Here is a 23244-nt window from a genome sequence, read left to right on the forward strand (position 1 = left end):
TTTATATCTAAATTAATTGTTTCAACGCAATTTCAAATGCTGTTTTAGAAAGCTGTGTTTTTGCGTCAGACTCATCATATACTGCTTTCATGGCGGCAAAAATTACACTAGAAGCATCTGTAAAAATAGCATCATCACTCATTTCTACATTCTTTTGCATCAAATATGCAAAAACCCTCGCCATACCACAATTTGCAATAAAATCAGGAATTACAGCAACATGCTCATCAACATGTTCCATGATGCTTCCAAAGAAAATCTCCTTATCCGCAAAAGGAACGTTTGCACCACAAGCAATCACCTCCAAGCCACCGGCAATCAGCTGATCAACCTCCGCTTGCTGCACAAGCCGTGATGCTGCCGCAGGAACAAATATTTCTGCCCCTACATTCCAGATCTGCTTACTTGCTTCTTCAAATGAAATAAGATCCGAAGAAACCAAAGTATTTCCAACCCTGTTGTTAAACAAATCTATTATTTCTTCTTTGCTAAAGCCATCTGACTTAATCAGTCCTCCAACACGGTCTATAATACCAACAATTTTCACACCATTCTGCGCCAAATAATAACCAGCAGCGGCAGCAACGTTCCCCCATCCTTGAATAACAGCTCTCTTACCAGAAAGTTCACCTCCCCAGATGCCGTAAAAATGCGCTATTGATGAAGCTACACCAAAGCCCGTAATCATATCCGCAACTTTATATTTCCTTTTTACATCAGGAGTATAGTTTAAATCTTCAAGTACTTTTGATACCCCATAGCGCAATTGCCCAATCTGATGGATGCGTTCGTTTTCTCTGGCATGATAGTGCCCATTGATTACACCTTCTTGAGGATGCCATAAACCATAATTCTCGGTAATAGGAATAACTTCATGAATCTCATCGATATTCAAATCTCCACCTGTGCCATAATAATTCTTTAACAGAGGCATTACTGCTTTATACCAACGCTCTAGTACTTCTTTCTTCCTTGGATCAGCAGGGTCAAAGTTTATTCCTGATTTAGCACCCCCAATAGGTGGGCCAGATACGGTAAACTTAACCTCCATAGTTTTTGCTAAAGACTCTACTTCTCTTTTATCTAATCCTTTACGCATCCTGGTTCCACCTCCGGCAGCACCGCCACGAAGGGAATTGATGACCACCCAACCTTCAGCCTCAGAATCCTTGTCTTTCCATTCAAAAACAATCTCAGGACGTTTCTCCTCAAATTTTTTTAACAGTTCTTTCATTATATATTTAAGTTAGTTGGCGCAAATATATACAAACAAAAAAACCTCACCGACATGATCGGTGAGGTTATATATCTTTTGTTAGAAAAATTAAATTCTCTTAGATTTGATACGAGCTGCTTTACCAGTTAATTCGCGCAAATAGAATAATTTTGCTCTGCGAACCTTACCATGGCTGTTCACTTCGATTTTAGCGATATTAGGAGAGTTAATAGGGAATATACGCTCTACACCTACGCCGTTAGACATTTTACGAACGGTAAACGTTTCGCTTGCGCCCACGCTATTACGTTGCAATACTACGCCTTGGTAAATTTGAATACGTTCTTTATTACCTTCGCGAATTTTATAGTGAACACTCACTGTATCTCCTGATTTGAAGGCAGGAAACTCATTTTTTGCGATTACCTGCTCTTCAACAAATTTTACTAAATCCATGATTTTAAGCTATTAAGCCGACTTTTTGTTGTTTGAAAATCGGACTGCAATATTAGGAAATATATTTTAAAAATAAAAGCCTTTTTTATTTTTTTCCACATTCTTTAACATTTCCACAATTCAAAATAAAAGGCTTGATCAATCAATTTAATTAAAAACATAAGGTATGAGCCTAAAAAAAGCCATATTGACCTGTCTATGAACCTTGACGTTCGTAAATTAATGTTTTTAATTTTTTTGCAGTGATCTCCGAATTCTCCAATCCTCCTCTTTTCATACTGAAAAGAATTTCCATTTTTCTCACGATCTCGTATGGAATGTCAGTTGCAGAACCAAGCTTAATACTCCGGTAGTTATGAAAAGTATTCGAAGAAATATCCAGCTCTCTTGGAATGATCTTCCTAGCAGCAGAATACTCGTAAACATTTAAGCTATATAAGTATTCATTTATCTTGTATTTATACTTATTTACCTGATCCATCCTTCTTGTTGTAAAAGCTCTGTTAATGGTTTGCACTTTAGCTCTTTATTAATTAGCTCTCCCTCCTTCAGCTCAAATAACTTTTCAAATAAAATCACCTTTTCATGCGGAATGTCTTGAAAATCACTAATCAAAATATTTTGTAATTATGAAAGGTATTGGTAGAAACCCCTAAAACACCTGGGATTATTTTTACAGCCTCTCTATATAAAGGAACAGGCAATCGTAACAAAAAATCGTTGATCTTATACTTTCTAGCTTTGTTATGCATAAAATGGTCTGGTTAGTTCTTACTATCTTTTTTTAGTGTGAACTTAATAAAAACAAACCGAACAACAAAATATTTTATGAATATTAACGAATATAACTCAAAATAATTAGTGATTTTGACGAAATATTTTACGCAAACACCCTGAATAATTAATCTTCAAGAAGATCCGGTCTGCGATTTTGAGTGCGGATTAATGCCTGCTCATGGCGCCATTCATTTATTTTAGCCTCATGACCACTTAACAGAACGTCTGGAACCCTATGTCCCCTCCAATCAGCAGGCCTGGTATAAACCGGAGCATCAAGCAACTCTCCTTGAAAGCTGTCAGACAAAGCAGAGGTTTCATCATTCAGCACTCCGGGAATTAACCGAACGATTGCATCAACAAGCACCGCAGCAGGCAATTCCCCTCCCGACAAAACATAATCACCAATGGAGATCTCACGCGTAACAAATAAATCACGGATTCGCTGATCAATGCCCTTATAATGCCCGCAAAGGATCATAATATTTCCTTTACCAGAAAGCTCATTTGCAATAGTCTGATTGAAAGTTTCTCCATCAGGACTCATAAAGATCACTTCATCATACGTACGCTCTGCCTTAAGTGCTTCTATACAACGTGCAAACGGATCAATAGACATCACCATGCCACTTCCTCCTCCATAAGGATAATCATCTACACTTTTCTGCTTATTTGTTGCATAATCTCTTAAATTATGAACAACAATTTCAGCAATTTCCTTTTTTTGTGCCCTCTGAAGTATAGAATGGGCAAATGGACTTACCAATAGATCAGGTAAAACAGATATAATGTCGAAACGCATTTTGTAAAGTTAAATTAATTTGACAGATATATATCCAATAAGCCTTCTGGTAAATCGACTAATAAAGTCTCTTCATCCTCGTCAATCTCCACAATCATATCGTCGTTTAATGGAAACATAACCTCAGTTCCTTTATATAATACTGTAGCAACAAATTGTTGAGGATATTCGTTCACATCAATGATTTCTCCTAGCTCTCCTTGTTTTTCATCCGAAACGGTAAAGCCTTTTAAATCAAAATAATGAAATTCATCATCGGAACGGTCTGGCATTTTAGTTAATGGCAGATAAATCTTCTTTTTAACTAATACTTGCGCTTTATCTATATGATCAACATCATCAAAATAAAGGTTTCCTGTATTGTTGTTTTGCAACTTGCAGGCCGACACAAAAAACGGCACCATTTTACCATTTATCTCAGCAAAAACCACATCCAAATCCAGCAACTCCGGCTCATCATATTCAAAAAATAACTGAACCTCTCCTTTTAACCCTTTTGTCTTGGTTATATACCCTATGTAAAACGCTTCTTCTTGTGTCATATACTTTAAATAAAAATAGCGAAGAAATTCATAAGAATGAATCCTTCGCTATCCAATCAGCATAAAAAATACTATGCTTCTTCTTTGTTTTCTTCAGCAGCAGGAGCAGCCTCTTCAGTAGCCGGAGCTTCTTCAGTAGCAACTTCAGCAGCAGGAGCCTCATCAGCAGCAGCTTCAACAGCTACTTCTTCTTCAGCAACAACTTCTTCAACTACAGGTGCATTTTTAATTGCAAGAGCAGCAGCACGATCAGCATTTTTCTTAGCTTCAGCAGCTAAAGCCGCTTTTTTAACTTCATCTTTAGATTTAGTTAAGCCATCTTTTTTACCTTCGATACGACCTTCTTTTGCACTTAACCACTCAGCGAATTTAACTTCAGCTTGTTCAGCAGTTAATGCTCCTTTTTTAACACCACCTTCTAAGTGTTTTTTGTATAAAACACCTTTGTAAGAAAGGATAGCACGACAAGTATCCGTAGGTTCAGCACCTTTGTTTACCCAGTCTAAAGTTTTGTCAAAATTAATTTCGATAGTTGCAGGATTGGTGTTTGGGTTATAAGAACCTAAACGCTCAATAAATTTACCATCTCTTGGTGAACGGGAATCCGCTACCACTACGTGGAAAAAAGGTTTCCCTTTTTTACCGAATCTTTGCAATCTGATTTTAGTTGCCATTTCTTCTTTTTGTTTATGTATTCAACATAGTTCCCGGAGCTTCATGCTTGCGGGGATGCAAAAGTAAGTAAAATACTAATGATTAACAAGATGCAACAGTTTAAAAATCTTTTTCACTAAATTCAGTGTAACATTAAATCATTAAAGAAGTCAAAATTAAAAATAATCACTATGCTAATTACAACAACAAATGCCATTGAAGGTAAAAAAGTAGTTAAATATATCGGCCTTGTAAGTGGAGAAACCATAATAGGTGCTAACATTTTCAAAGACCTTTTCGCAGGAATCCGCGATATAGTAGGTGGAAGATCAGGATCTTACGAACAGGTGCTAAGAGAAGGGAAACAAACCGCTGTTAATGAGATGCAACAACATGCAGCAGCATTAGGTGCAAATGCTATTATTGGTGTGGATCTGGATTACGAAACTGTAGGTAGTGGCGGTAGCATGTTAATGGTTGCAGCAACAGGGACAGCAGTAATCATCGAAGATTAAAAAGAGAATAAAACAAGAAGAGCCCGAATGGGCTCTCTTCTTGTTATAATGATAAAATCTCCACCAGCTTTAACCAGGCCGGACTAACTTCCTGGGCATCTATATGTTTTATAGCATGATCAAAAGGAGTAAACACCAATTCTCTATTGACTTGTCCAACCATCACGCCAGAACTGCCGCTCACCAATCCTTCAACGGCAGCAACCCCCAAACGGCTAGCCAATACCCTATCCATGCAACTCGGCCTTCCTCCACGTTGAATGTGACCTAGAATAGAAACTCTTATATCATAATTTGGGAATCTCTTTTTTAAGACCTCTCCAACATTAAACGCTCCCATCTCATCTCCTTCAGCAACCACAATAATTTTTGAAGCTTTATCCTTACGCCCATTCTCCAATCGGTTAATTAATCCGTCAACTCCCATGTTTGTTTCAGGAATAAGAATTGCTTCTGCTCCTACTCCAATTCCACTCCTTAACGCGATCAGCCCTGAATCTCTACCCATTACCTCTACGATAAATAATCGATCGTGTGATTCTGCAGTATCTCTGATTTTATCTACAGCATTGATTACCGTATTAATTGCAGTATCATAACCAATTGTAAAATCTGTACCCTGTAAGTCATTATCAATGGTACCAGGCAATCCAACAATTGGAAAATTAAACTCCGAAGCAAAAAGGTTGGCTCCTGTAAAAGTTCCATCACCACCAATGACTACTAATCCATCTATATTATGTTTCAACAATTGCTGATACGCTTGCTCCCGTCCTTCAGGAGTACGGAAAGCATCACTACGTGCAGTTTTCAAAATTGTCCCGCCACGCTGAATAATATTAGCAACAGACTTACGGTCCATTTCAATGAAATCACCATGAACCAACCCTTCAAATCCTCTTAAAACTCCTGTAACTTTTAAGTCGTAGTAAATTGCCGCTCTAACAACTGCCCTAATGGCAGCATTCATTCCGGGAGCATCACCCCCTGAAGTTAATACTCCAATATTTTTAATCTTGTTCATTTATTTTAAAGACGATTTAAGCTTTTTGCATTACAAGGCCGTGAAAATAGTTATAATCTTTATATGTTGTTCAAAAATTCTACTTCTTTAAAATTATATTGCTTTTCAATGCCATTGCTTCGAATCACCAGTAGCCCTCCAGGGGCAATGCCAGTAATTACCCCTTCAAAAATTCTGTTCTCATATTGGTAAAGCCCATTTTCATTAAATCTATACAACCCTTTAAGGTAATTATCCTGTAAAAGATTAAAGCTTCCTGATTTTAATTTTAGGTACTGACACTCCACATGGCTACATATTTCTTTTAAAAGCTCCATTAGATTAACATCCCGTTGTAAAATTTTGCAAACAGATGTCGCTCTATTTAGGAGCGCTGGGTCAAAAATTAACTGGTTTACATTGATACCGATTCCAATAATACTTGCTTTAAAACTGACTCCAGACAATATATTTTCTATTAAAATTCCACCTATCTTCTGCTGATTATAATACAAATCATTCGGCCATTTCACTTTTAACATAGGCCCCAAAAAACCCCTAAGAGCATCTCTAATACCTATGCTTACAGCCATATTAAGCATAAATTGATCCTTTATTTGCAAAAATGAAGGACATAAATACAGGCTAAAAGTAAGGTTCATTCCAGGCTCTGTATACCAGGTATTCTCCTGCTGCCCTCTGCCGGCAAACTGGTAGTCTGCCATAATAACAGTCCCCTCGGGTAATGGCTCGGAATTTGACACCATATCCTTTAAAAAGTTATTAGTAGAATCAACCTCAGATAATCTAATCAAATTTTGACCAACAAATAATGTTGAAAAAGTGTTATTTTGCAAGTTGATTGTATATTTGTTTATCAAAATTAAAACATTTTAATGGTAAAAAAGAAAATTGGAAACCTTTCTACATTCCTCTCAGAGATCGCTGTACATGGCATACAGGAAAAAAAAGGAAACGACATTGTAAGGTTAGACTTAAGGGGACTCAACAGCTCTGTTTCTGATTACTTTATCATCTGCAACGCAGATTCCGCAACTCAAGTAAAAGCAATTGCCGACAGCGTAGAAAAAGAAATCTATAAAAATACGCAAACGAACCCTTGGAGAAAAGAAGGTCAGGATCATGCTGACTGGATTATCCTTGATTATTTTGACATAGTAGTACACATATTTAAAACTGAAAAGCGCGAATTTTATGGAATTGAAGACCTTTGGGGTGATGCCTTGTCTACGTCCTATCAAAGCGCATAATCATATAACCCCATTTTTTGAATTATAATGAAAGAGAATCCAAATACGAAGCCCAAGTTGATTAAGAGAATCCCTAATATTCCTAAGAAACCTCAAAAAGGTTCTAAATTCAACATCTTTTGGGTATACGCCGCTATTATTTTAGGTCTGATCATGCTACAGGTTATGTTTAGCGGTGATACCGCTAAAACCATTTCTTACCAGACCTTTGAAAAAGAAATGTTGATCCCTGGTGATGTAGAGAAAATTATAGCCTATAAACATGAAGATGTAATTAAAGCCGAAGTCTTTATTAAAAAGGACAAGCTGAAAGAAGAAAAATATAAGCAATATTTAAGCAAAAATAACTTTGGAACCGCAGAGGGACCAACCGTTTATTTTAATGCAGGAACAATGGACGGACTAGACGCTGATCTAAAAGCATCTCAGGCGAATGTCCCTCCTGATCAACAAATCCGTGCTGAAAAGCAAACCAGACAGAGTTCATTTAACTCTTGGTTCTTAACTATTATCCTTCCTGTATTATTGTTTATTGGGTTCTGGATTTTTATCATGCGCCGTATGGGTGGTGGTGCCGGTGGTGGTGGTGGTCAGATTTTCAATATCGGAAAATCTAAAGCAACACTATTTGATAAAGAAAGTCAGGTAAATGTTACTTTTAATGATGTTGCAGGTCTTGAAGAAGCCAAAACAGAGGTAATGGAAATTGTCGATTTCCTTAAAAACCCTAAAAAATATACCAACCTTGGTGGTAAAATCCCTAAAGGAGCTTTATTAGTAGGCTCTCCTGGTACTGGTAAAACACTATTGGCAAAAGCAGTTGCAGGTGAGGCACAAGTACCTTTCTTCTCTCTATCAGGATCTGATTTCGTAGAGATGTTTGTAGGTGTTGGAGCATCACGTGTCCGCGATTTGTTTAAACAAGCGAAGGATAAAGCGCCTTGTATTATTTTTATTGATGAGGTAGATGCTATTGGACGTGCCCGTGGCAAAAATAGTATGATGGGTGGCAATGATGAACGTGAGAATACATTAAACCAGTTATTGGTTGAGATGGATGGTTTCGGTACAGATTCGGGAATTATTATTCTTGCTGCAACCAACCGTCCTGATGTTCTTGATGCTGCATTATTAAGACCGGGACGTTTTGACAGACAGATATCAATAGATAAACCTGATTTAGTTGGCCGTGAACAGATCTTTAAAGTTCACCTTAAACCAATTAAAACGGATCAAATTGTTGATGCCAAAAAACTTTCGGCACAAACACCAGGATTTGCAGGTGCTGAAATTGCAAATGTTTGTAATGAAGCCGCTTTAATTGCTGCTCGTCGTAACAAGGAGTTTGTAGATATGCAGGATTTCCAGGATGCAATTGATCGTGTTATCGGTGGTTTAGAGAAGAAAAATAAAATCATTTCTCCGGAAGAGAAACGTATAGTAGCTTACCACGAAGCAGGCCATGCTATTGCAGGCTGGTTCCTGGAACATGCAGATCCATTGGTAAAAGTATCTATAGTTCCTCGTGGTGTTGCAGCTCTTGGTTATGCGCAGTATTTACCAAAAGAGCAATTCCTATATACTACAGAGCAGTTAACTGATGGTATGTGTATGACTATGGGTGGACGTGTAGCTGAAGATATCGTTTTCGGTAAAATATCAACAGGAGCACAGAATGACCTTGAAAGAATTACTAAGCTATCCTATGCTATGGTTACCATTTATGGTATGAACAGCACAATTGGTAACGTTTCTTTCCATGATCCGCAAAATGAATACAACTTCAACAAACCTTACTCTGAAAAAACATCAGAAATGATTGACCATGAAGTTCGTTTGATTATTGAAGGAGTATATACAAGAACAAAAGACTTGTTAACAGAAAAGAGAGATGGTTTAGAAAAACTAGCTCAAAAATTGATAGAAAAGGAGATTCTTTTCCAGGCGGATCTAGAGGAAATTCTTGGCAAACGTCCTTTCGACAATCGTACTACTTACGATGAGTTTGTAAATGGAACGGGTGATCAAAAACCTGCTGCTGAAGGATTAGTGCATGACGGTGTAAGTCCAGCCGACCCTGCAACACCCATAAACCCGGCACAAACAGAATCTTAATTATAATATTTATGGGGCTGCCGTTTAAAAAAACGGCAGCAAATCCATTTTTTTATGCAGGAAAACATTTCTTCAAAAGAGCTCATGCTAAAAAAGATAAGAAAAGCTCTTCTCGAAAGAAGAGACAACCCTTATCCGAATTTAGAAGACACCCCTCTTTATTCTGAAAATGAAGATCACAGGGAGTATCCTGAAATCTTATTTGCAGAGCAACTTACAGCAGTTTCAGGAAACTTCATTTACTGCGAAAACGGAATAGAATTTATTGAAAATATACTTCAGCTTGCCGAAAGGTTTAACTGGAGGAAAATCTATTGCTGGGAACCTGAATTGCAGGACCTCCTTGCTACTTATGAATTTCCTTTTTATCAAACCGATAAAGACTTCGAAATGGCAGAGGTTGGAATAACCCTTTGCGAAGCTTTAATTGCCCGTAATGGCTCTATTATGGTCTCTAATCAGAATGCAGCAGGCAGAAGGTTAAGCATATTTCCACATCATCACATTGTAATTGCTCGGACCGGTCAAATGGTCATGGATCTGAAAGATGCGTTTAAACTCATCAAAAATAAATATGGTACAGAAATCCCTTCTATGATCAGTACCATAACAGGACCAAGCAGAACAGCAGATATTGAGAAAACTTTAGTTCTCGGTGCACACGGCCCTAAGGAATTATTCGTATTTTTAATTGACGATTTTTCTTAATCTAATAAATTAATCTTAATTTTATACTGTACACCAAAACAGTATACGGTTCAAAATGGGCATTAAAACAAAGTTACACTCGGTTATAACGGGTACCGGAAGCTATATTCCTAAAAACATCATCTCTGGAAATGCCTTTTTAAACGCTTCATTTTACGACAATGGCGTAAAACTGGAAAAAGAAAACACTGAGATTATCAGTAAATTTTCAGAAATCACTGAAATTAACGAGCGTCGTTATATTGATGAAGATCAAATTAGCAGTAACATTGCTGCGATTGCCGCACAAAGCGCAATTGACGATGCAAAAATCGATAAAGAAACACTTGATCACATCATATTCTGTCACAACTTTGGGGATGTTAAAAGCGGCAGCAACCGCATGGATATTCTGCCCTCACTTGCAGCAAAAATAAAACAGGCCTTACAAATAGAAAATCCGGATTGCGTGGCTTATGATCTTATTTTTGGGTGTCCGGGCTGGGTTCAAGGCGCAATTCAGGCCAATTATCTGATCCAAAGCGGAGATGCTAAGCGTGTGATGGTAATCGGTGCAGAAACACTTTCCAGGATAATTGACCCACATGATCGTGACAGCATGATATTTTCTGATGGTGCAGCCGCTGTTATTTTTGAAGCACAAGAAGACGAAGAACCTCTAGGAATCATTGCACACAAAACTCAAACTTATGCTGCTACTCATGGCTCTTTGCTAGTTATGGGCAAGAGTAATAATCCTGATGAACAAAATGGCAATGCCTATCTAAAAATGAATGGCAGAAAGCTTTATGAATTCGCAGTAACAACTGTTCCTCAGGTAGTAAAAAAAGCTATAGATAAAGCAGGAATTAGTATAGAAGATATTAAAATTGTCTTTATTCATCAGGCAAATGGTAAAATGGACCATGCCATTATGAAGCGTGTATTTAAGTTGTATGGACTGGATACTGTTCCTGAAAACTTAGTCCCAATGACCATTTCATGGCTTGGAAATAGCTCCGTAGCGACCATTCCTACCCTATTAGATCTGGTGAGAAAAGGTAAAGTCGAAGGATATAAAATAACCAAAGGTGAATATGCCATATTTACATCTGTAGGTGCAGGAATGCACATAAATGCCTTTGTATATCGCTTCTAATTTATCGATTTTAAGCTATCCCTTGCCTCGCTTTCAATACTGTTTTCATATTGATGGCCTTTCATGTTGATGGCCGTATTGAAGCTTGCTTTGGCTTGATTATAATTTCTTTTTTTCATATAAATCTTACCCATAAATAAAGCAGAGTTTGCAGCGAAGTATGCTTTAAGCCCCTTCCCATAATTAACGGCCTTCTGGTAATTTTCAAGGGCTGCATCTTCTTTGCCCAGTTCATCATTGTTCCTGCCTAGTCTATAAAAATATTCTGTCCTATCTTTAACCAGATTTAAATCCGTTTCTTTAATCCCCGAAAGCACCTCTAGCGATTTGGTGTAATAACCACCATCAAATAGTAACCGAGCCTTTAACAAAGCTGTATTCGGTATTGCTGAGTTAACTTCATTCATTGCTTGTTTATCCCTTTCATTAAAAGCATATCCAGAGCCTTTTACTTTTGTTGTAAACTGAGCATACCCTTTTGTATCACCAGAAATCAATTCAATCCAGCCCAAATGCAGGTAAGCATCTTTTATATAATTTACTCCTTTATTGCTTTGTAAAAACCGATTGAAATAACTTGCAGCAGTTAAATCAAGTTTATTCAGCTTCGCAATTCCCATTAAATAATCCAGATATGGGAAAGGCTGATACTGCTGCCCGGATGGTCTATTTGCTAAGGTAGTTATTGCTTCTTCATTATGCCCTCTTTTAGTACTCACGTACGCTTTAAGATAAGATTTCAATAAACTGGAGTCAGACACCCTTTCAAGATATTTCGTCATTTCTGCGTACGCATTCGCACTATGGGCAACATCTACTAAAACAAATGAATAGTAAAATACTACTTCTTCGTAAAATGGCTCATAAACAGACTTAGGTAAACTTGATGCCAGTTTTTGCATCATGGCCACTCCAGTTTTAACATCGCCTTTAATACCAAAGGTAGAAAGTGTCCGCTTCATAAACCCTTCGGGCAAACTTCCCAACACCGCATTAACTATCCCCAGTCCTTTTGCATTTAATGGAAACCCAGGATATTTCTTAGCATTATCCTGCAAATACGAGTTTGCTTTCTTAATTTCTAAAGCTGCATTAAACTGCTCACCAAAACGGGCTCTTATTAATGCCCATTGGAGATTAATTTCAGCCTGAGCATATAAACTATAGGGCGATTGCTCTGTATCGTCCTCTATTTGATTCAACCGTATGCTTTTATTCCCTTTTAAGCGATCGAAATCAGTTTTACTAGCCATAGTCAGCAATTGAAAAAAATCAATATAATTTTCCAGTAAAGGCACAAAAGAATTGCGCGGATTAACCTTCTTTTCAGTAGCTATGATTTGTTTCGCAGCATTCAGCTTCAGCTCAAATATTAACCCATAAGCTTTCTGACAATTCGCATTAAAATCAAATTTAGCAAACAATACTCCTGGTAAAAGCAACAGGAAAAATGTTAAACAAACATTCTTTCGTAAAAAGGGTCTCTGCATATTTCTCTTTTCTTTAGCCGTAAATAAAGCTATAACGCATATTTAAGTACTGATGTATGAATTCCAACTAAATTTAAGCACAAAAAAAGGTCAGATGGAATTTCTGACCTTTTTTATATATTTTGAATGCTTTTTAAGCCGATGTAACTTCTTGTGTTAAAGCCTCATCAACTAAAATCCTACCGCAATGCTCGCAAACGATGATTTTTTTACGCTGACGGATATCTAACTGACGCTGAGGTGGAATCTGGTTGAAACATCCTGAACATGAATCACGATCGATCGTAACAACTGCTAATCCATTATTAGCATTGCCTCTTAATCTTGTATAAGCTACTAATAGTCTTTCGTCAATCTGAGTTTCAGCTTTATCTACTTTCTTAAGTAAACCTTGCTCATCTTTTTCAGTTTCTGCTGTAATAGTTTCCAACTCACCTTTTTTAATCTCAAGATCTTTTTTTCTTGATTCTAAATCAGCTAAAGCTTTATCATAGATTTCAGTTTTTGATGTAATATCAAATCCGAATTCTCTGATTTTCTTCTCACAAACCTGAATTTCTAACGTTTGTATCTCCACCTCTTTAGTTAAGGCATCATACTCACGGTTATTTTTAACGTCTTTTAATTGAGTCTCGTACTTTTTGATCAGGCCTTGAGCATCCTTGATCATATTTTTACGTGTTACAATTGCATCCTCCGTATCATCCAACTCACCTTTGAATTTTTGAATACGGGTTTCCAGACCTGCAACATCATCCTCTAAATCGGCAACTTCCATTGGAAGTTCACCACGAATCTGACGTATTTTATCAATCTGGGTATGCAGGGTTTGTAATTCGTATAATGCTTTTAGCTTTTGCTCTACAGTTTGTTCCATTAAATGAAATAATTTATTGGGTTTGTGTTATGCTCCGTTAAACGGATTGCAAAGTTAGGAAATTTTTCTTGAATAATATCTATCAACAAATCGGATGTAAATTGTTCACTTTCAAAGTGTCCGATATCTGCGATCAACAATTTTTCATCAGCATCAAAAAACTCATGGTATTTAAAATCAGCTGTAACAAAGGCATCTGCCCCGGCAGCAATGGCTTCTTTAAGCAAAAAGCTACCTGAACCCCCGCATACGGCCACTTTACGAACCTTTTTAGGTAAAACCTGGGTATGCCTGATTACAGTTGCATCCATATTATCTTTTACCATTCTTAAAAACTCATACCCATCAAGGCTTTCTTCCAGCCAGCCAATCATTCCTGCACCAACATTATCCAGTTTATTATCTAATGGATAAATATCGTAAGCAACTTCTTCGTAAGGATGATGCTCAAATAAGGCAAGCATTACTTTTCTTTCGTCCTGAACTTTAAAAATAGTTTCAATTCGAACTTCGGGTTCCTGATGCTGAATCCCTACCTCACCCACAAATGGATCTGCTCCTTCTCCACCTTTAAATGTTCCGAATCCTTCAGCATTGAAACTACATTCGCTGTAGTTAGAAATACTACCAGCTCCGGCAGCAAAAAGAGCATCCCTGAGCACTTCAGATTGGGCAACTGGGCAAAAAGTGACTAGTTTCTTTAAAATTGCAGTCTTAGGACTTAAAATTTTCGTGTTTTTTAAACCCAAACGGCCACTAATTACGCCATTTACGCCATATGCAACGTGATCCAGATTGGTATGTATCGCATATAAAGCAATATTATTTTTTATTGCTTTCAGTACTATCCGCTCTACATAGTTTTTACCGGTAATCTTTTTCAGCCCTTTAAAAACAATTGGATGATGCGTAATGATCAGGTTACAATTATGTAAAATAGCCTCATCAACAATACTTTCTATACAATCTAAAGCAACTAATGCTCCCTGAATTTCCTCATTTGGATCTCCTACAATCAAGCCTGAGTTGTCATAATCCTCCTGATAGTTTAATGGAGCAAAGGCCTCCAGGTGCTTTATTAAAACAGATAACCTCATAATCTGTAAATATACAATAGATTTTAATTATTGCAGGTTACCCATTCTTACCAATTGCAGACTTTCAAATACCATTTTTTGATTGTATTCGTAAGCCAGACTTTTGTGATTAATCAGATCTATAATTGTACCTATAAAACACAATCCTGCGGTACAAAAGTATAAAATACCCATACCAATTTGTCCAACCAAAAACCTGGATAAACCAAAAACGAAGAAGCCAAGAATACAATACAAAATCATATCATCCGGGTTTCTTCTTTTACCGCTGTAAACCATTAAAAACGCCCTTAACTGTTGCTCGCTAAATCCTGTAGTTGCACTTTGCAAATAAGAAAATTCCTGTGGCGAGATGCCTGGTAGCGACATAAACGGTGAATCAAACATATCTTTCCTCCTTATATTTTAAGTTTAATACCTTTCGGTTTTTCAATTTTATTTTAATCAGAACCACTATCCGGTTCAAAATAATCATCAATGCCGGAATGCCAAACCAATGGTCGTTCATGCTTGCCTGAAAATTACCCTGAAGCAAATGCCCTATCGACCTACCTATACCACATCCGGGACACCAGTTAAAACCCATATTCGACAATGGACAAAGGGTAAAATGCTCATCACCTCCATGTGTATGCAAATCTGCAGTCCCCAACAACAATAAAGCTATTGTCCAGAAAAGCAGTTCAAAAGGCATACGCATTAATATTTTCATCTTATTGCATTAAAAATTTAAAGGTATGCACTTCTTTCAAATATTTATCTTCCTCACTCCCTTTATCCCTTTGATTAAGGAGTTGAAATATTGTTACATCTAAAAACCATCATAAATCCTACATTTGTATTGTGAATATTCGCGACCTGATTAACAGATACAAAACAGACGAGCGTATTGTAGCATTGGCGAAAGCTCTTAATGCGGGCAAAGGCTCTAAACTTCAGCTGAAAGGCTTAGTAGGTTCCGCCGATGCAACAATTGCAATTGCTTCGTATTTTTTATTACATAAACCTCAGTTATTTATTCTTCCTGACAGAGAAGAAGCTTCTTATTTTCTGGCCGACCTTGAAAGCATTCTGGATAAGGAAGTATTACTTTTTCCATCGTCATTCCGTAAAGCCTTTGATTTTACACAGGTGGACACAGCAAATGTACTGGCAAGAGCAGAGGTATTGAATGAGTTGAACCATCAATCTGAATATGGAAAAATAGTTGTTACTTATCCTGAAGCTATTGCTGAAAAAGTAATAGATCGAGCGGTATTAGAGAAAAACACACTTGAAATTAGCCTGAATGCTAAATTAGGTATCGATTTCATTAATGAATTTCTGATAGATTACGACTTCAATCGGACAGAGTTTGTTTATGAACCCGGACAGTTTTCTATTCGGGGAGGTATTGTTGATATATTTTCATTCTCTCATGATCTGCCTTACCGCATTGAGTTCTTTGGAGATATTGTAGAAAGCATCCGGACATTCGAAATTGAAAGTCAGCTTTCAGTTGAGGATGTAAAAACGCTGACTATTATCCCTAATGTACAGTCTAAATACCTTACAGAAAATAACATCAGCATTCTTGACTATATTGAAAAGGACACTCAATTATGGTTTAAGGATGTAGAATTCACTTTAGATATTGTAAAAAGCGGCTATAAAAAAGCTGTTGAACTTTGGAAAGCACTTCCTGCAAAAGAAAAAGAGGAAAATCAGGATTGGATAGATCCTAAATTTGCCTTTACTGACGAGAAAATGATGGGGGATATGTTCCATGATTTTGCTTTGGTTGAATTCGGAAAACAGTTTTTCTATAAGACAGAGCATATTTTTCAGTTCGAAACCAAACCTCAGCCTTCTTTTAATAAAGATTTTAACCTACTTATTCATAACCTTAAAGAGAATGAAAAAGGAGGTATACACAACTTTATTTTCAGTTCTTCTGTTAAGCAAACTGAACGTTTATATGCCATTCTAGACGACATTGATAAAACAGCAAAATTTACCCCGGTAAATATTCCTTTGAGAGAAGGTTTTATTGATGCACAGCAAAAACTAGCTTTTTATACTGATCACCAGATTTTTGATCGTTTTTATAAGTATAAACTCAAAAGAGGTTATCAACGTAGTCAGGCCATTACCTTAAAGGAATTAAGAGATCTGAAACCTGGTGATTTTGTAACGCATATTGACCATGGAATAGGAAAATATGCTGGCCTTGAAAAGGTAGAGGTAAATGGTAAAACGCAGGAAATGATTAGGCTGGTATATGCCGATAATGACCTCCTGTATGTAAACATCAACTCTTTAAACCGGATCGCAAAATATAGTGGTAAGGAGGGAACCGCTCCAAAAATGAACAAACTAGGCACTGAAGCCTGGGACAAACTCAAAAAAACCACTAAAAAAAAAGTTAAAGACATTGCCCGTGATCTGATTAAGCTATATGCTTTAAGAAAATCTCAGGTAGGTACGGCATTTAGTCCGGATGGATACCTGGAAACTGAATTGGAAGCTTCTTTTATTTATGAAGATACTCCAGATCAGGAAAAAGCTACTGCTGATGTTAAAAAAGATATGGAAGCCCCACACCCAATGGATAGGCTAGTTTGTGGGGACGTTGGTTTTGGTAAGACAGAAATAGCCATAAGAGCTGCTTTTAAAGCAGTTGCAAATGGTAAACAAGCTGCTGTTTTAGTTCCAACAACCATTCTTGCTCTGCAGCATTTCAAAACATTTTCAGGGCGGTTAAAAGAGTTTCCATGTACTGTTGACTACATTAATCGTTTCAAAACCAACAAACAAATAAAAGAAACTTTAGCCAAGCTGGCCGAAGGTAAAGTCGATATTGTCATCGGAACCCATAGGTTGCTCAGCAAAGATGTAAAATTCAAAGATCTGGGCATCATGATTATTGATGAGGAACAGAAATTTGGTGTAAGTTCGAAAGAAAAATTAAGGGCTCTACGTGTAAATGTAGATACTTTAACGCTTACTGCAACACCTATTCCAAGGACATTGCATTTTTCTTTAATGGGGGCTAGAGATTTATCTATCATGAGTACGCCGCCACCTAACAGACAAGCTGTAAATACAGAATTACATGTTTTTAACGACAAATTGATCCAGGAAGCTGTACAATATGAGTTAGATAGGGGTGGGCAGGTGTTTTTTATCCATAACCGGGTTAATGACTTACCACAATTGGGTGGATTGATTAAAACTTTGGTACCTAAAGCACGTATTGGAATTGCACATGGACAATTAGACGGCGATCAGCTGGAAGACGTAATGCTTGATTTCATTAATGGTGAAAAGGATGTATTAGTAGCCACAACCATTATTGAAGCTGGGTTAGATATCCCAAATGCCAATACCATAATCATTAACCATGCTCATATGTTTGGCTTAAGCGATCTTCACCAGATGAGGGGCAGGGTAGGCCGGTCAAATAAAAAAGCTTTCTGCTATTTGTTGAGTCCGCCATTATCAACCTTAACTTCTGAAGCTCGTAAAAGACTTAGTGCGATTGAAGAGTTTTCAGACCTTGGGAGCGGCTTTAATATTGCGATGAGGGATTTAGACATCCGTGGTAGTGGAAACCTGTTAGGCGCAGAACAAAGTGGGTTTATCGCTGAAATAGGCTTCGAGATGTATCATAAAATTCTTGATGAAGCCATTCAGGAGCTTAAAACGGATGAGTTTAAAGATCTTTTTAAAGAAGAACCACTTCGTCCATTCGTTAATTTTACTCAGATTGATACAGATCTGGAACTTTACATTCCTGATGATTATGTAACCAATATTACAGAAAGGTATAATCTCTATACAGAACTTTCAAAAATTGAAGATGAAACGCAATTAAAAGCATTTGAAAGTTCTTTAAAAGATCGTTTTGGACCCGTGCCAAAGCCAGTAAAAACGATGCTAAATGTATTAAGGTTACAGTGGGTGGCTAAAAAACTAGCTTTTGAAAAGATAACTTTCAAAAAAGGGGTTTTACGTGGCTATTTTATCTCTGATAAACAATCGGCATTTTTTGATTCAATAATGTTCAATAAAATATTGCACTTTGCACAAATGCATCCACGTATATGTAATCTTAAAGAAGTCAAAGATTCATTGCGTATTGCTTTTGATAACCTTAATACGGTTGATGAAGCTGTAGAAATGCTGCAAATGGTAGTCAACTAAACTGTTAAAATGAATCCAAAGCTATTACAAGACCTGGTTACCATGCAAATGCCTTTTGGCAAATATAAGGGACGTATCATGTGCGATTTACCTGAATCTTATCTCGTATGGTTTCAACAAGAAGGCTTTCCTTCGGGAAAGCTTGGAGAGATGATTGCTACATTATATGAAATCAAATTGAATGGTTTAGAATACCTGTTAGAGCCTTTAAAAAAGAAGAGATATTAATTAATATCTCGAAAATTCTGCAATTTTATCAATATTTAAACCGACGTAACAACTTAACAGTTAAGCAATTGCATATATATTCATAATAGTAAGTCCATAGTAGGTCCATAGTACCTCCACATTAGGTCCATGTTTTACTATATAAAAATGGATTTAGTATAATATTATCATTGAGTTTTTATGGATTTGGAACAGACCAAGACAAAGCCTTATTACTGTTTCATCCCAATTTTAATATAAAACTGAAATAAAGAGCTCTAGTGAAGAATTAGATACAGATATACATAAACGATAGGTGCAGCAATTAAAAGACCGTCAAAACGATCTAAAAAGCCTCCATGGCCTGGCAGTATGTTTCCTGAATCCTTTACATCCAGACTACGCTTCAGCATGGATTCAACCAAATCTCCAAGTGTTCCAAATGAGACAATCAATACTGCCATTCCTCCTAATACAAAAGGACTCAGTTCTGTAAAGAACAATGATATAATATAAGATACCAATACACTGGTCAAAACACCTCCAAAAAAGCCTTCCCAGGATTTTTTAGGCGAATGTCTTTCAAATAATTTTGTCTTTCCCATCTTCATTCCAAACAAATATGCACCAGTATCACTAGCCCAGAGCATCAGTAAGAAAGATAGTGGCAAATGATAATTATATGTTGCATGGTTCTGTATGAATCCTAAAGAATAAAAAAAACAAAATGGAATAATTACATAAATAATACCCACATAGGTATAAGCAATATTTGTAAATGGAGATTTATCTCTTTTATATAATTCTGCAATAAATACAGAGAAAATAACAGGTATAATTAACAGCATAAACTTCGTTTCAAGCTGTAATAACTGATAACTTGCCGTAATTAAAAATATTAGTGCCGATACAAATAAAGCAAAATACTTATGTGGTTTGATACCAGCTGTCTTAATCATATTGAAAAATTCAAACAGCGCTGCAAGACTTAAAATGAGATAAAAAAAGGTAAAAGTATAACCACCTAGAAAGATGGATCCTAACATTACAATTGTAAAAAAGAAAGCAGTTATTGCTCTTGTTTTCATTCAGTTTTTGTTTTAAAATATCGAAATAGTAAAAAGGTTAATATCGCACTAATAATATATCCATACCAGGCAATATTCAAAGTTTTATCTGCTTCCGACAAAGGTATATTGTTTTTTTGCATATACCATGCTGCACATACAGCATAAGCGTTATTTACAAAATGTCCAAACATGGCATACCATAAACTACCACTCCAGAAATACAAATATCCAAAGGTTGCTCCCAACAAAAGACGTGGCATAAATCCGTAAAATTGCATGTGAATAGCACTGAATATGAATGCAGAAAACCAAATAGCTGCATGTGGATTGCTAAACATACGTCCAAATGCACGTTGCAAACCTCCTCTAAACATCAGCTCCTCAGCAACAGCAGGCAATAAAGCAATCATCCCAATATTGATGATAAAAACACCAATATTTTCCATTTTTAACAATGCAAGTGTGGTTTTCATTGCCTGATCTTCGGCATTTTTCATCCATATTTCGACACCTTTTAAAGCTTCTGGAAATACCATATTCTTATTGAACTGAGTTACTAATTCCAAAAGAGGAACAGCACAAATCATCAATACAATAACCAGTAATAATAATTCAATTTTAGGTTTTTTAAATCCGTAAAATACATTGGTTTTTTGACCTTCTGTTTTTGCTAGTAAAAGAGCAGGTACAAGGAAAAGACCTATCTGTTGTGTAGATAATAATATCCTTTGAGCAGCAATATAATACTCTTCACCACTTGATAACCAGGATATATCAGTTAAAATACTGCCACCGTATTGTAAATATACGAGGCCAAAACCTATGATAGAAAATACAATCATGCCTAGAATAGCATAAACAACCAACATCATTATTTGTACCAGAGGCCCGTTTTCTTCCCTTGTATTTTGCATAGAGTTCATTATTCCTATAATTTGTACCTTTGTACCGAAAAATTTGGTTTGAAGATAGAGAAATGTCCGTAAAGATAGGAAATATTGATTTGGGAGAATTCCCTTTGTTACTCGCTCCGATGGAAGATGTGAGTGACCCTCCGTTCCGTTTTGTTTGCAAACAGAGTGGGGTAGATATGATGTACACGGAGTTCATTTCTTCAGAAGGATTGATCAGAGATGCTGCAAAAAGCAGGGCCAAACTTGATATTTTTGAATATGAAAGACCAATTGGTATTCAGATATTTGGAAGTGAAATTGATCACATGCGTGAGGCTACTGAAATAGCTACACTCGCAGGGCCGGATCTAATGGATATCAATTATGGATGTCCTGTGAAGCAGGTAGCCTGTAAAGGTGCTGGTTCTGCATTGCTACAGGATATAGACAAAATGGTAAAGATGACAGAAGCTGTTGTTAAAGCTACTCATTTACCTGTAACTGTTAAAACCAGACTAGGTTGGGACGATACTACTAAAAATGTTGAAGAAGTAGCTGAACGTTTACAAGACATTGGAATACAAGGCTTAACTATTCATGGCCGTACACGTGCTCAATTATATAAAGGCCAGGCAGATTGGACACTAATACGTGAAATTAAACGTAACCCAAGAATTAAAATTCCAATTTTTGGTAACGGTGATGTAGATAGTATTCAGAAAGCAGCTGACTGGAGATTGGAATATGAAGTTGATGGAATTATGATTGGTAGAGCTGCTATTGGTTACCCATGGATATTCAGAGAAATAAGACACTTTTTTAACACAGGAGAAATTCTGGCGGGACCAACTATTGAAGAACGTGTAGCAGTCTGCAGAACTCATTTTGATAAATCCATTGCATGGAAAGGGCCAAGAGTTGGTATTTTTGAAATGAGAAGACATTATGCTAATTATTTTAAAGGAATGCCCGACTTCAAATCCTATAGGATGCAATTAGTTAAGGAAGAGAACATTGAAACAATACATAGTATTTTAGATGAAATAGCTGATAAATATCAACATCTTTGCCCAAATGGCGAAATGGCCTGATTTTTGAAAACTAAGATTTAATAAATAAGCGTTAAAATGGTAACAGCTATTACTTTAGGTGTAAAAATATCGGTTGAAACAACTTACCAGGAAGATCATTCTGACCCGGTGAACAACCATTTTTTATTTGGTTATCGTATTACAATAGAAAACTTAACAGACTATACTGTTCAGCTTAAAAGAAGACAATGGTTCATTTTTGACTCCAATGGCAACCAAAGAGAAGTTGAAGGTGAAGGCGTAGTAGGAGAACAACCTGTTATTGAACCTGGAGAAAGACATTCTTATGTTTCTGCTTGTAATTTAAGTACGGATATAGGTAGCATGAGTGGCAATTATTTAATGCAAAGATTAGCAGATAACAAAGAATTCACCGTTGCTATTCCTGAATTTGAACTCATTGTCCCTTACCGCTTAAATTAAACTATTTATTTCTGCCAAATAGGATAGAAGCATAGTAAATCAAATTTGCAAGTGATCCTAATGCAGCCACTACATAGGTCATTGCCGCCCACCATAAAGCATCTTTTGCCTGTATGTGTTCTTCATTGGAATACAATACTTCTTTATTGTTTTTAAGCCATATTAAAGCTCTTTTACTGGCATCAAACTCGACAGGCAGGGTTATTATACTGAATATAGTAATTAATGTAAGTCCAATCACTCCAATCCCTAAAACAATAGGATTAAAGGTAAAAGCAATCAGTAAAACTCCTATAATTAATACCCATTGCAAAAGATTGGAAGTAATGCTAACTACAGGAACCATATTAGAACGTAACCGCAACCAATGATATGATTTAGCATGCTGAACAGCATGTCCACATTCATGAGCAGCAACAGCTGCTGCTGCAACACTACGTCCGTAAAAGACATCAGTACTCAAATTGACTGTTTTATCTTCAGGATTATAATGATCAGATAAAGCTTTATCTGTACTCATTACTTTCACATCAAATATTCCATTATCAAATAGCATTTTTTCCGCTATCTCTTTCCCCGAAAAACCTGAATTTAACTGCATTTCGGCATATTTGGAAAACCTATTTCTAAACCTCCACTGCACAAACATGCTAATAATCAGGATCGGGATAATCAATACAATATATGTTCCCATTTTATATAACTAATCATTCC

General features: G+C 36.6%; 25 protein-coding genes. 9 read left to right on the top strand and 16 right to left on the bottom strand.

The features are described 5' to 3' along the window. Positions 1-7: 7 nt before the first annotated feature. The 6 genes from WC623_RS04395 to WC623_RS04420 all read right to left on the bottom strand — a co-directional run bounded on the left by WC623_RS04395 (position 8) and on the right by WC623_RS04420 (position 4467). A complete protein-coding gene (locus WC623_RS04395; protein ID WP_372848346.1) occupies positions 8-1234 on the bottom strand; it encodes a Glu/Leu/Phe/Val dehydrogenase dimerization domain-containing protein in 1227 nt (408 codons plus the stop codon). 90 nt (positions 1235-1324) lie between these two features. Then, a complete protein-coding gene (gene rplS / locus WC623_RS04400) occupies positions 1325-1672 on the bottom strand; it encodes a 50S ribosomal protein L19 (protein WP_349783823.1) in 348 nt (115 codons plus the stop codon). A 196-nt stretch (positions 1673-1868) separates the two neighbouring features. Next, positions 1869-2189: a hypothetical protein gene (locus WC623_RS04405; protein ID WP_372848348.1), complete on the bottom strand. Its 321-nt coding sequence runs from the start codon at positions 2187-2189 to the stop codon at positions 1869-1871. Between the two features lie 384 nt (positions 2190-2573). Next, a complete protein-coding gene (gene trmD, locus WC623_RS04410; protein WP_372848350.1) occupies positions 2574-3251 on the bottom strand; it encodes a tRNA (guanosine(37)-N1)-methyltransferase TrmD in 678 nt (225 codons plus the stop codon). 14 nt (positions 3252-3265) lie between these two features. Further along, entirely contained in the window at positions 3266-3793 is a 528-nt protein-coding gene (gene rimM / locus WC623_RS04415) for a ribosome maturation factor RimM (RefSeq protein ID WP_372848352.1), read from the bottom strand. Positions 3794-3864: 71 nt separating this feature from the next. Beyond that, positions 3865-4467, bottom strand: coding sequence for a 30S ribosomal protein S16 (locus WC623_RS04420; RefSeq protein WP_372848354.1), 603 nt, complete (start codon positions 4465-4467; stop codon positions 3865-3867). A gap of 171 nt (positions 4468-4638) precedes the next feature. Between WC623_RS04420 and WC623_RS04425 the strand changes: the two genes are divergently transcribed. Next, positions 4639-4962 carry a heavy metal-binding domain-containing protein gene (locus tag WC623_RS04425; RefSeq protein WP_349783817.1) on the top strand — a complete coding sequence of 108 codons (324 nt, stop codon included), beginning with the start codon at positions 4639-4641 and terminating at the stop codon, positions 4960-4962. 43 nt (positions 4963-5005) lie between these two features. Here the strand turns inward: WC623_RS04425 and pfkA are convergent, their stop codons facing one another. Both pfkA and WC623_RS04435 read right to left on the bottom strand, forming a co-directional pair. Then, complete coding sequence (gene pfkA, locus WC623_RS04430) at positions 5006-5986, bottom strand: 6-phosphofructokinase (RefSeq protein ID WP_372848357.1); 981 nt, start codon at positions 5984-5986, stop codon at positions 5006-5008. A gap of 59 nt (positions 5987-6045) precedes the next feature. Further along, positions 6046-6846, bottom strand: coding sequence for a biotin--[acetyl-CoA-carboxylase] ligase (locus WC623_RS04435; RefSeq protein ID WP_372848359.1), 801 nt, complete (start codon positions 6844-6846; stop codon positions 6046-6048). A gap of 15 nt (positions 6847-6861) precedes the next feature. On the opposite strand from WC623_RS04435, the gene rsfS reads away from it, so the two are divergent. From rsfS to WC623_RS04455, 4 genes are read left to right on the top strand one after another with little or no spacing between them, the layout of a single operon-like run. Continuing rightward, positions 6862-7236, top strand: a complete 375-nt coding sequence (gene rsfS / locus WC623_RS04440; RefSeq protein WP_349783814.1) for a ribosome silencing factor — start codon at positions 6862-6864, stop codon at positions 7234-7236. A gap of 27 nt (positions 7237-7263) precedes the next feature. Beyond that, positions 7264-9351, top strand: a complete 2088-nt coding sequence (gene ftsH / locus WC623_RS04445; protein ID WP_372848361.1) for an ATP-dependent zinc metalloprotease FtsH — start codon at positions 7264-7266, stop codon at positions 9349-9351. A gap of 54 nt (positions 9352-9405) precedes the next feature. Then, positions 9406-10059 (top strand): lactate utilization protein C, encoded by a 654-nt coding sequence (locus tag WC623_RS04450; RefSeq protein WP_372848363.1) that lies wholly within the window; start codon positions 9406-9408, stop codon positions 10057-10059. Positions 10060-10114: 55 nt separating this feature from the next. Beyond that, positions 10115-11197, top strand: a complete 1083-nt coding sequence (locus WC623_RS04455; RefSeq protein WP_372848365.1) for a 3-oxoacyl-ACP synthase III family protein — start codon at positions 10115-10117, stop codon at positions 11195-11197. On the opposite strand, the gene WC623_RS04460 is transcribed toward WC623_RS04455, so the two are convergent. The 5 genes from WC623_RS04460 to WC623_RS04480 form a co-directional block, all read right to left on the bottom strand. Beyond that, positions 11194-12687 (bottom strand): tol-pal system YbgF family protein, encoded by a 1494-nt coding sequence (locus WC623_RS04460; protein WP_372848367.1) that lies wholly within the window; start codon positions 12685-12687, stop codon positions 11194-11196. The genes WC623_RS04455 and WC623_RS04460 overlap by 4 nt on opposite strands. Positions 12688-12820: 133 nt before the next feature. Continuing rightward, entirely contained in the window at positions 12821-13564 is a 744-nt protein-coding gene (locus WC623_RS04465) for a zinc ribbon domain-containing protein (RefSeq protein ID WP_372848369.1), read from the bottom strand. Beyond that, positions 13564-14661, bottom strand: a complete 1098-nt coding sequence (locus WC623_RS04470) for a Nif3-like dinuclear metal center hexameric protein (protein WP_372848371.1) — start codon at positions 14659-14661, stop codon at positions 13564-13566. Before WC623_RS04470 ends, WC623_RS04465 begins: the two co-directional genes overlap by 1 nt. 27 nt (positions 14662-14688) lie before the next feature. Continuing rightward, a complete protein-coding gene (locus tag WC623_RS04475; RefSeq protein ID WP_372848373.1) occupies positions 14689-15048 on the bottom strand; it encodes a TM2 domain-containing protein in 360 nt (119 codons plus the stop codon). Continuing rightward, positions 15041-15373, bottom strand: a complete 333-nt coding sequence (locus WC623_RS04480; RefSeq protein WP_372848375.1) for a DUF2752 domain-containing protein — start codon at positions 15371-15373, stop codon at positions 15041-15043. The genes WC623_RS04475 and WC623_RS04480 overlap by 8 nt, the downstream gene beginning before the upstream one ends. Before the next feature lie 131 nt (positions 15374-15504). Here WC623_RS04480 and mfd point away from each other — a divergent pair, with 131 nt between their 5' ends. Further along, positions 15505-18846 carry a transcription-repair coupling factor gene (mfd, locus tag WC623_RS04485; protein ID WP_372848377.1) on the top strand — a complete coding sequence of 1114 codons (3342 nt, stop codon included), beginning with the start codon at positions 15505-15507 and terminating at the stop codon, positions 18844-18846. Between the two features lie 9 nt (positions 18847-18855). Further along, the gene (locus tag WC623_RS04490; protein WP_372848379.1) at positions 18856-19074 is read left to right on the top strand and encodes a DUF3820 family protein; all 219 of its coding nucleotides are present in this window, start codon (positions 18856-18858) and stop codon (positions 19072-19074) included. 257 nt (positions 19075-19331) lie between these two features. On the opposite strand, the gene WC623_RS04495 is transcribed toward WC623_RS04490, so the two are convergent. After that, the gene (locus WC623_RS04495; protein WP_372848381.1) at positions 19332-20141 is read right to left on the bottom strand and encodes a phosphatidate cytidylyltransferase; all 810 of its coding nucleotides are present in this window, start codon (positions 20139-20141) and stop codon (positions 19332-19334) included. After that, complete coding sequence (locus WC623_RS04500) at positions 20138-21046, bottom strand: lysostaphin resistance A-like protein (RefSeq protein ID WP_372848383.1); 909 nt, start codon at positions 21044-21046, stop codon at positions 20138-20140. Before WC623_RS04500 ends, WC623_RS04495 begins: the two co-directional genes overlap by 4 nt. A 53-nt stretch (positions 21047-21099) precedes the next feature. Between WC623_RS04500 and dusB the strand changes: the two genes are divergently transcribed. Together dusB and apaG are read left to right on the top strand one after the other, a co-directional pair. Beyond that, positions 21100-22107 carry a tRNA dihydrouridine synthase DusB gene (dusB, locus tag WC623_RS04505; RefSeq protein WP_372848385.1) on the top strand — a complete coding sequence of 336 codons (1008 nt, stop codon included), beginning with the start codon at positions 21100-21102 and terminating at the stop codon, positions 22105-22107. A 36-nt stretch (positions 22108-22143) separates the two neighbouring features. Continuing rightward, the gene (gene apaG, locus WC623_RS04510; protein WP_372848387.1) at positions 22144-22530 is read left to right on the top strand and encodes a Co2+/Mg2+ efflux protein ApaG; all 387 of its coding nucleotides are present in this window, start codon (positions 22144-22146) and stop codon (positions 22528-22530) included. Position 22531: 1 nt separating this feature from the next. Here the strand turns inward: apaG and WC623_RS04515 are convergent, their stop codons facing one another. Next, positions 22532-23224, bottom strand: coding sequence for a zinc metallopeptidase (locus WC623_RS04515; RefSeq protein WP_372848389.1), 693 nt, complete (start codon positions 23222-23224; stop codon positions 22532-22534). Positions 23225-23244: the final 20 nt, after the last annotated feature.

The sequence above is a fragment of the Pedobacter sp. genome (assembly GCF_041645105.1).
Classification (GTDB): domain Bacteria; phylum Bacteroidota; class Bacteroidia; order Sphingobacteriales; family Sphingobacteriaceae; genus Pedobacter.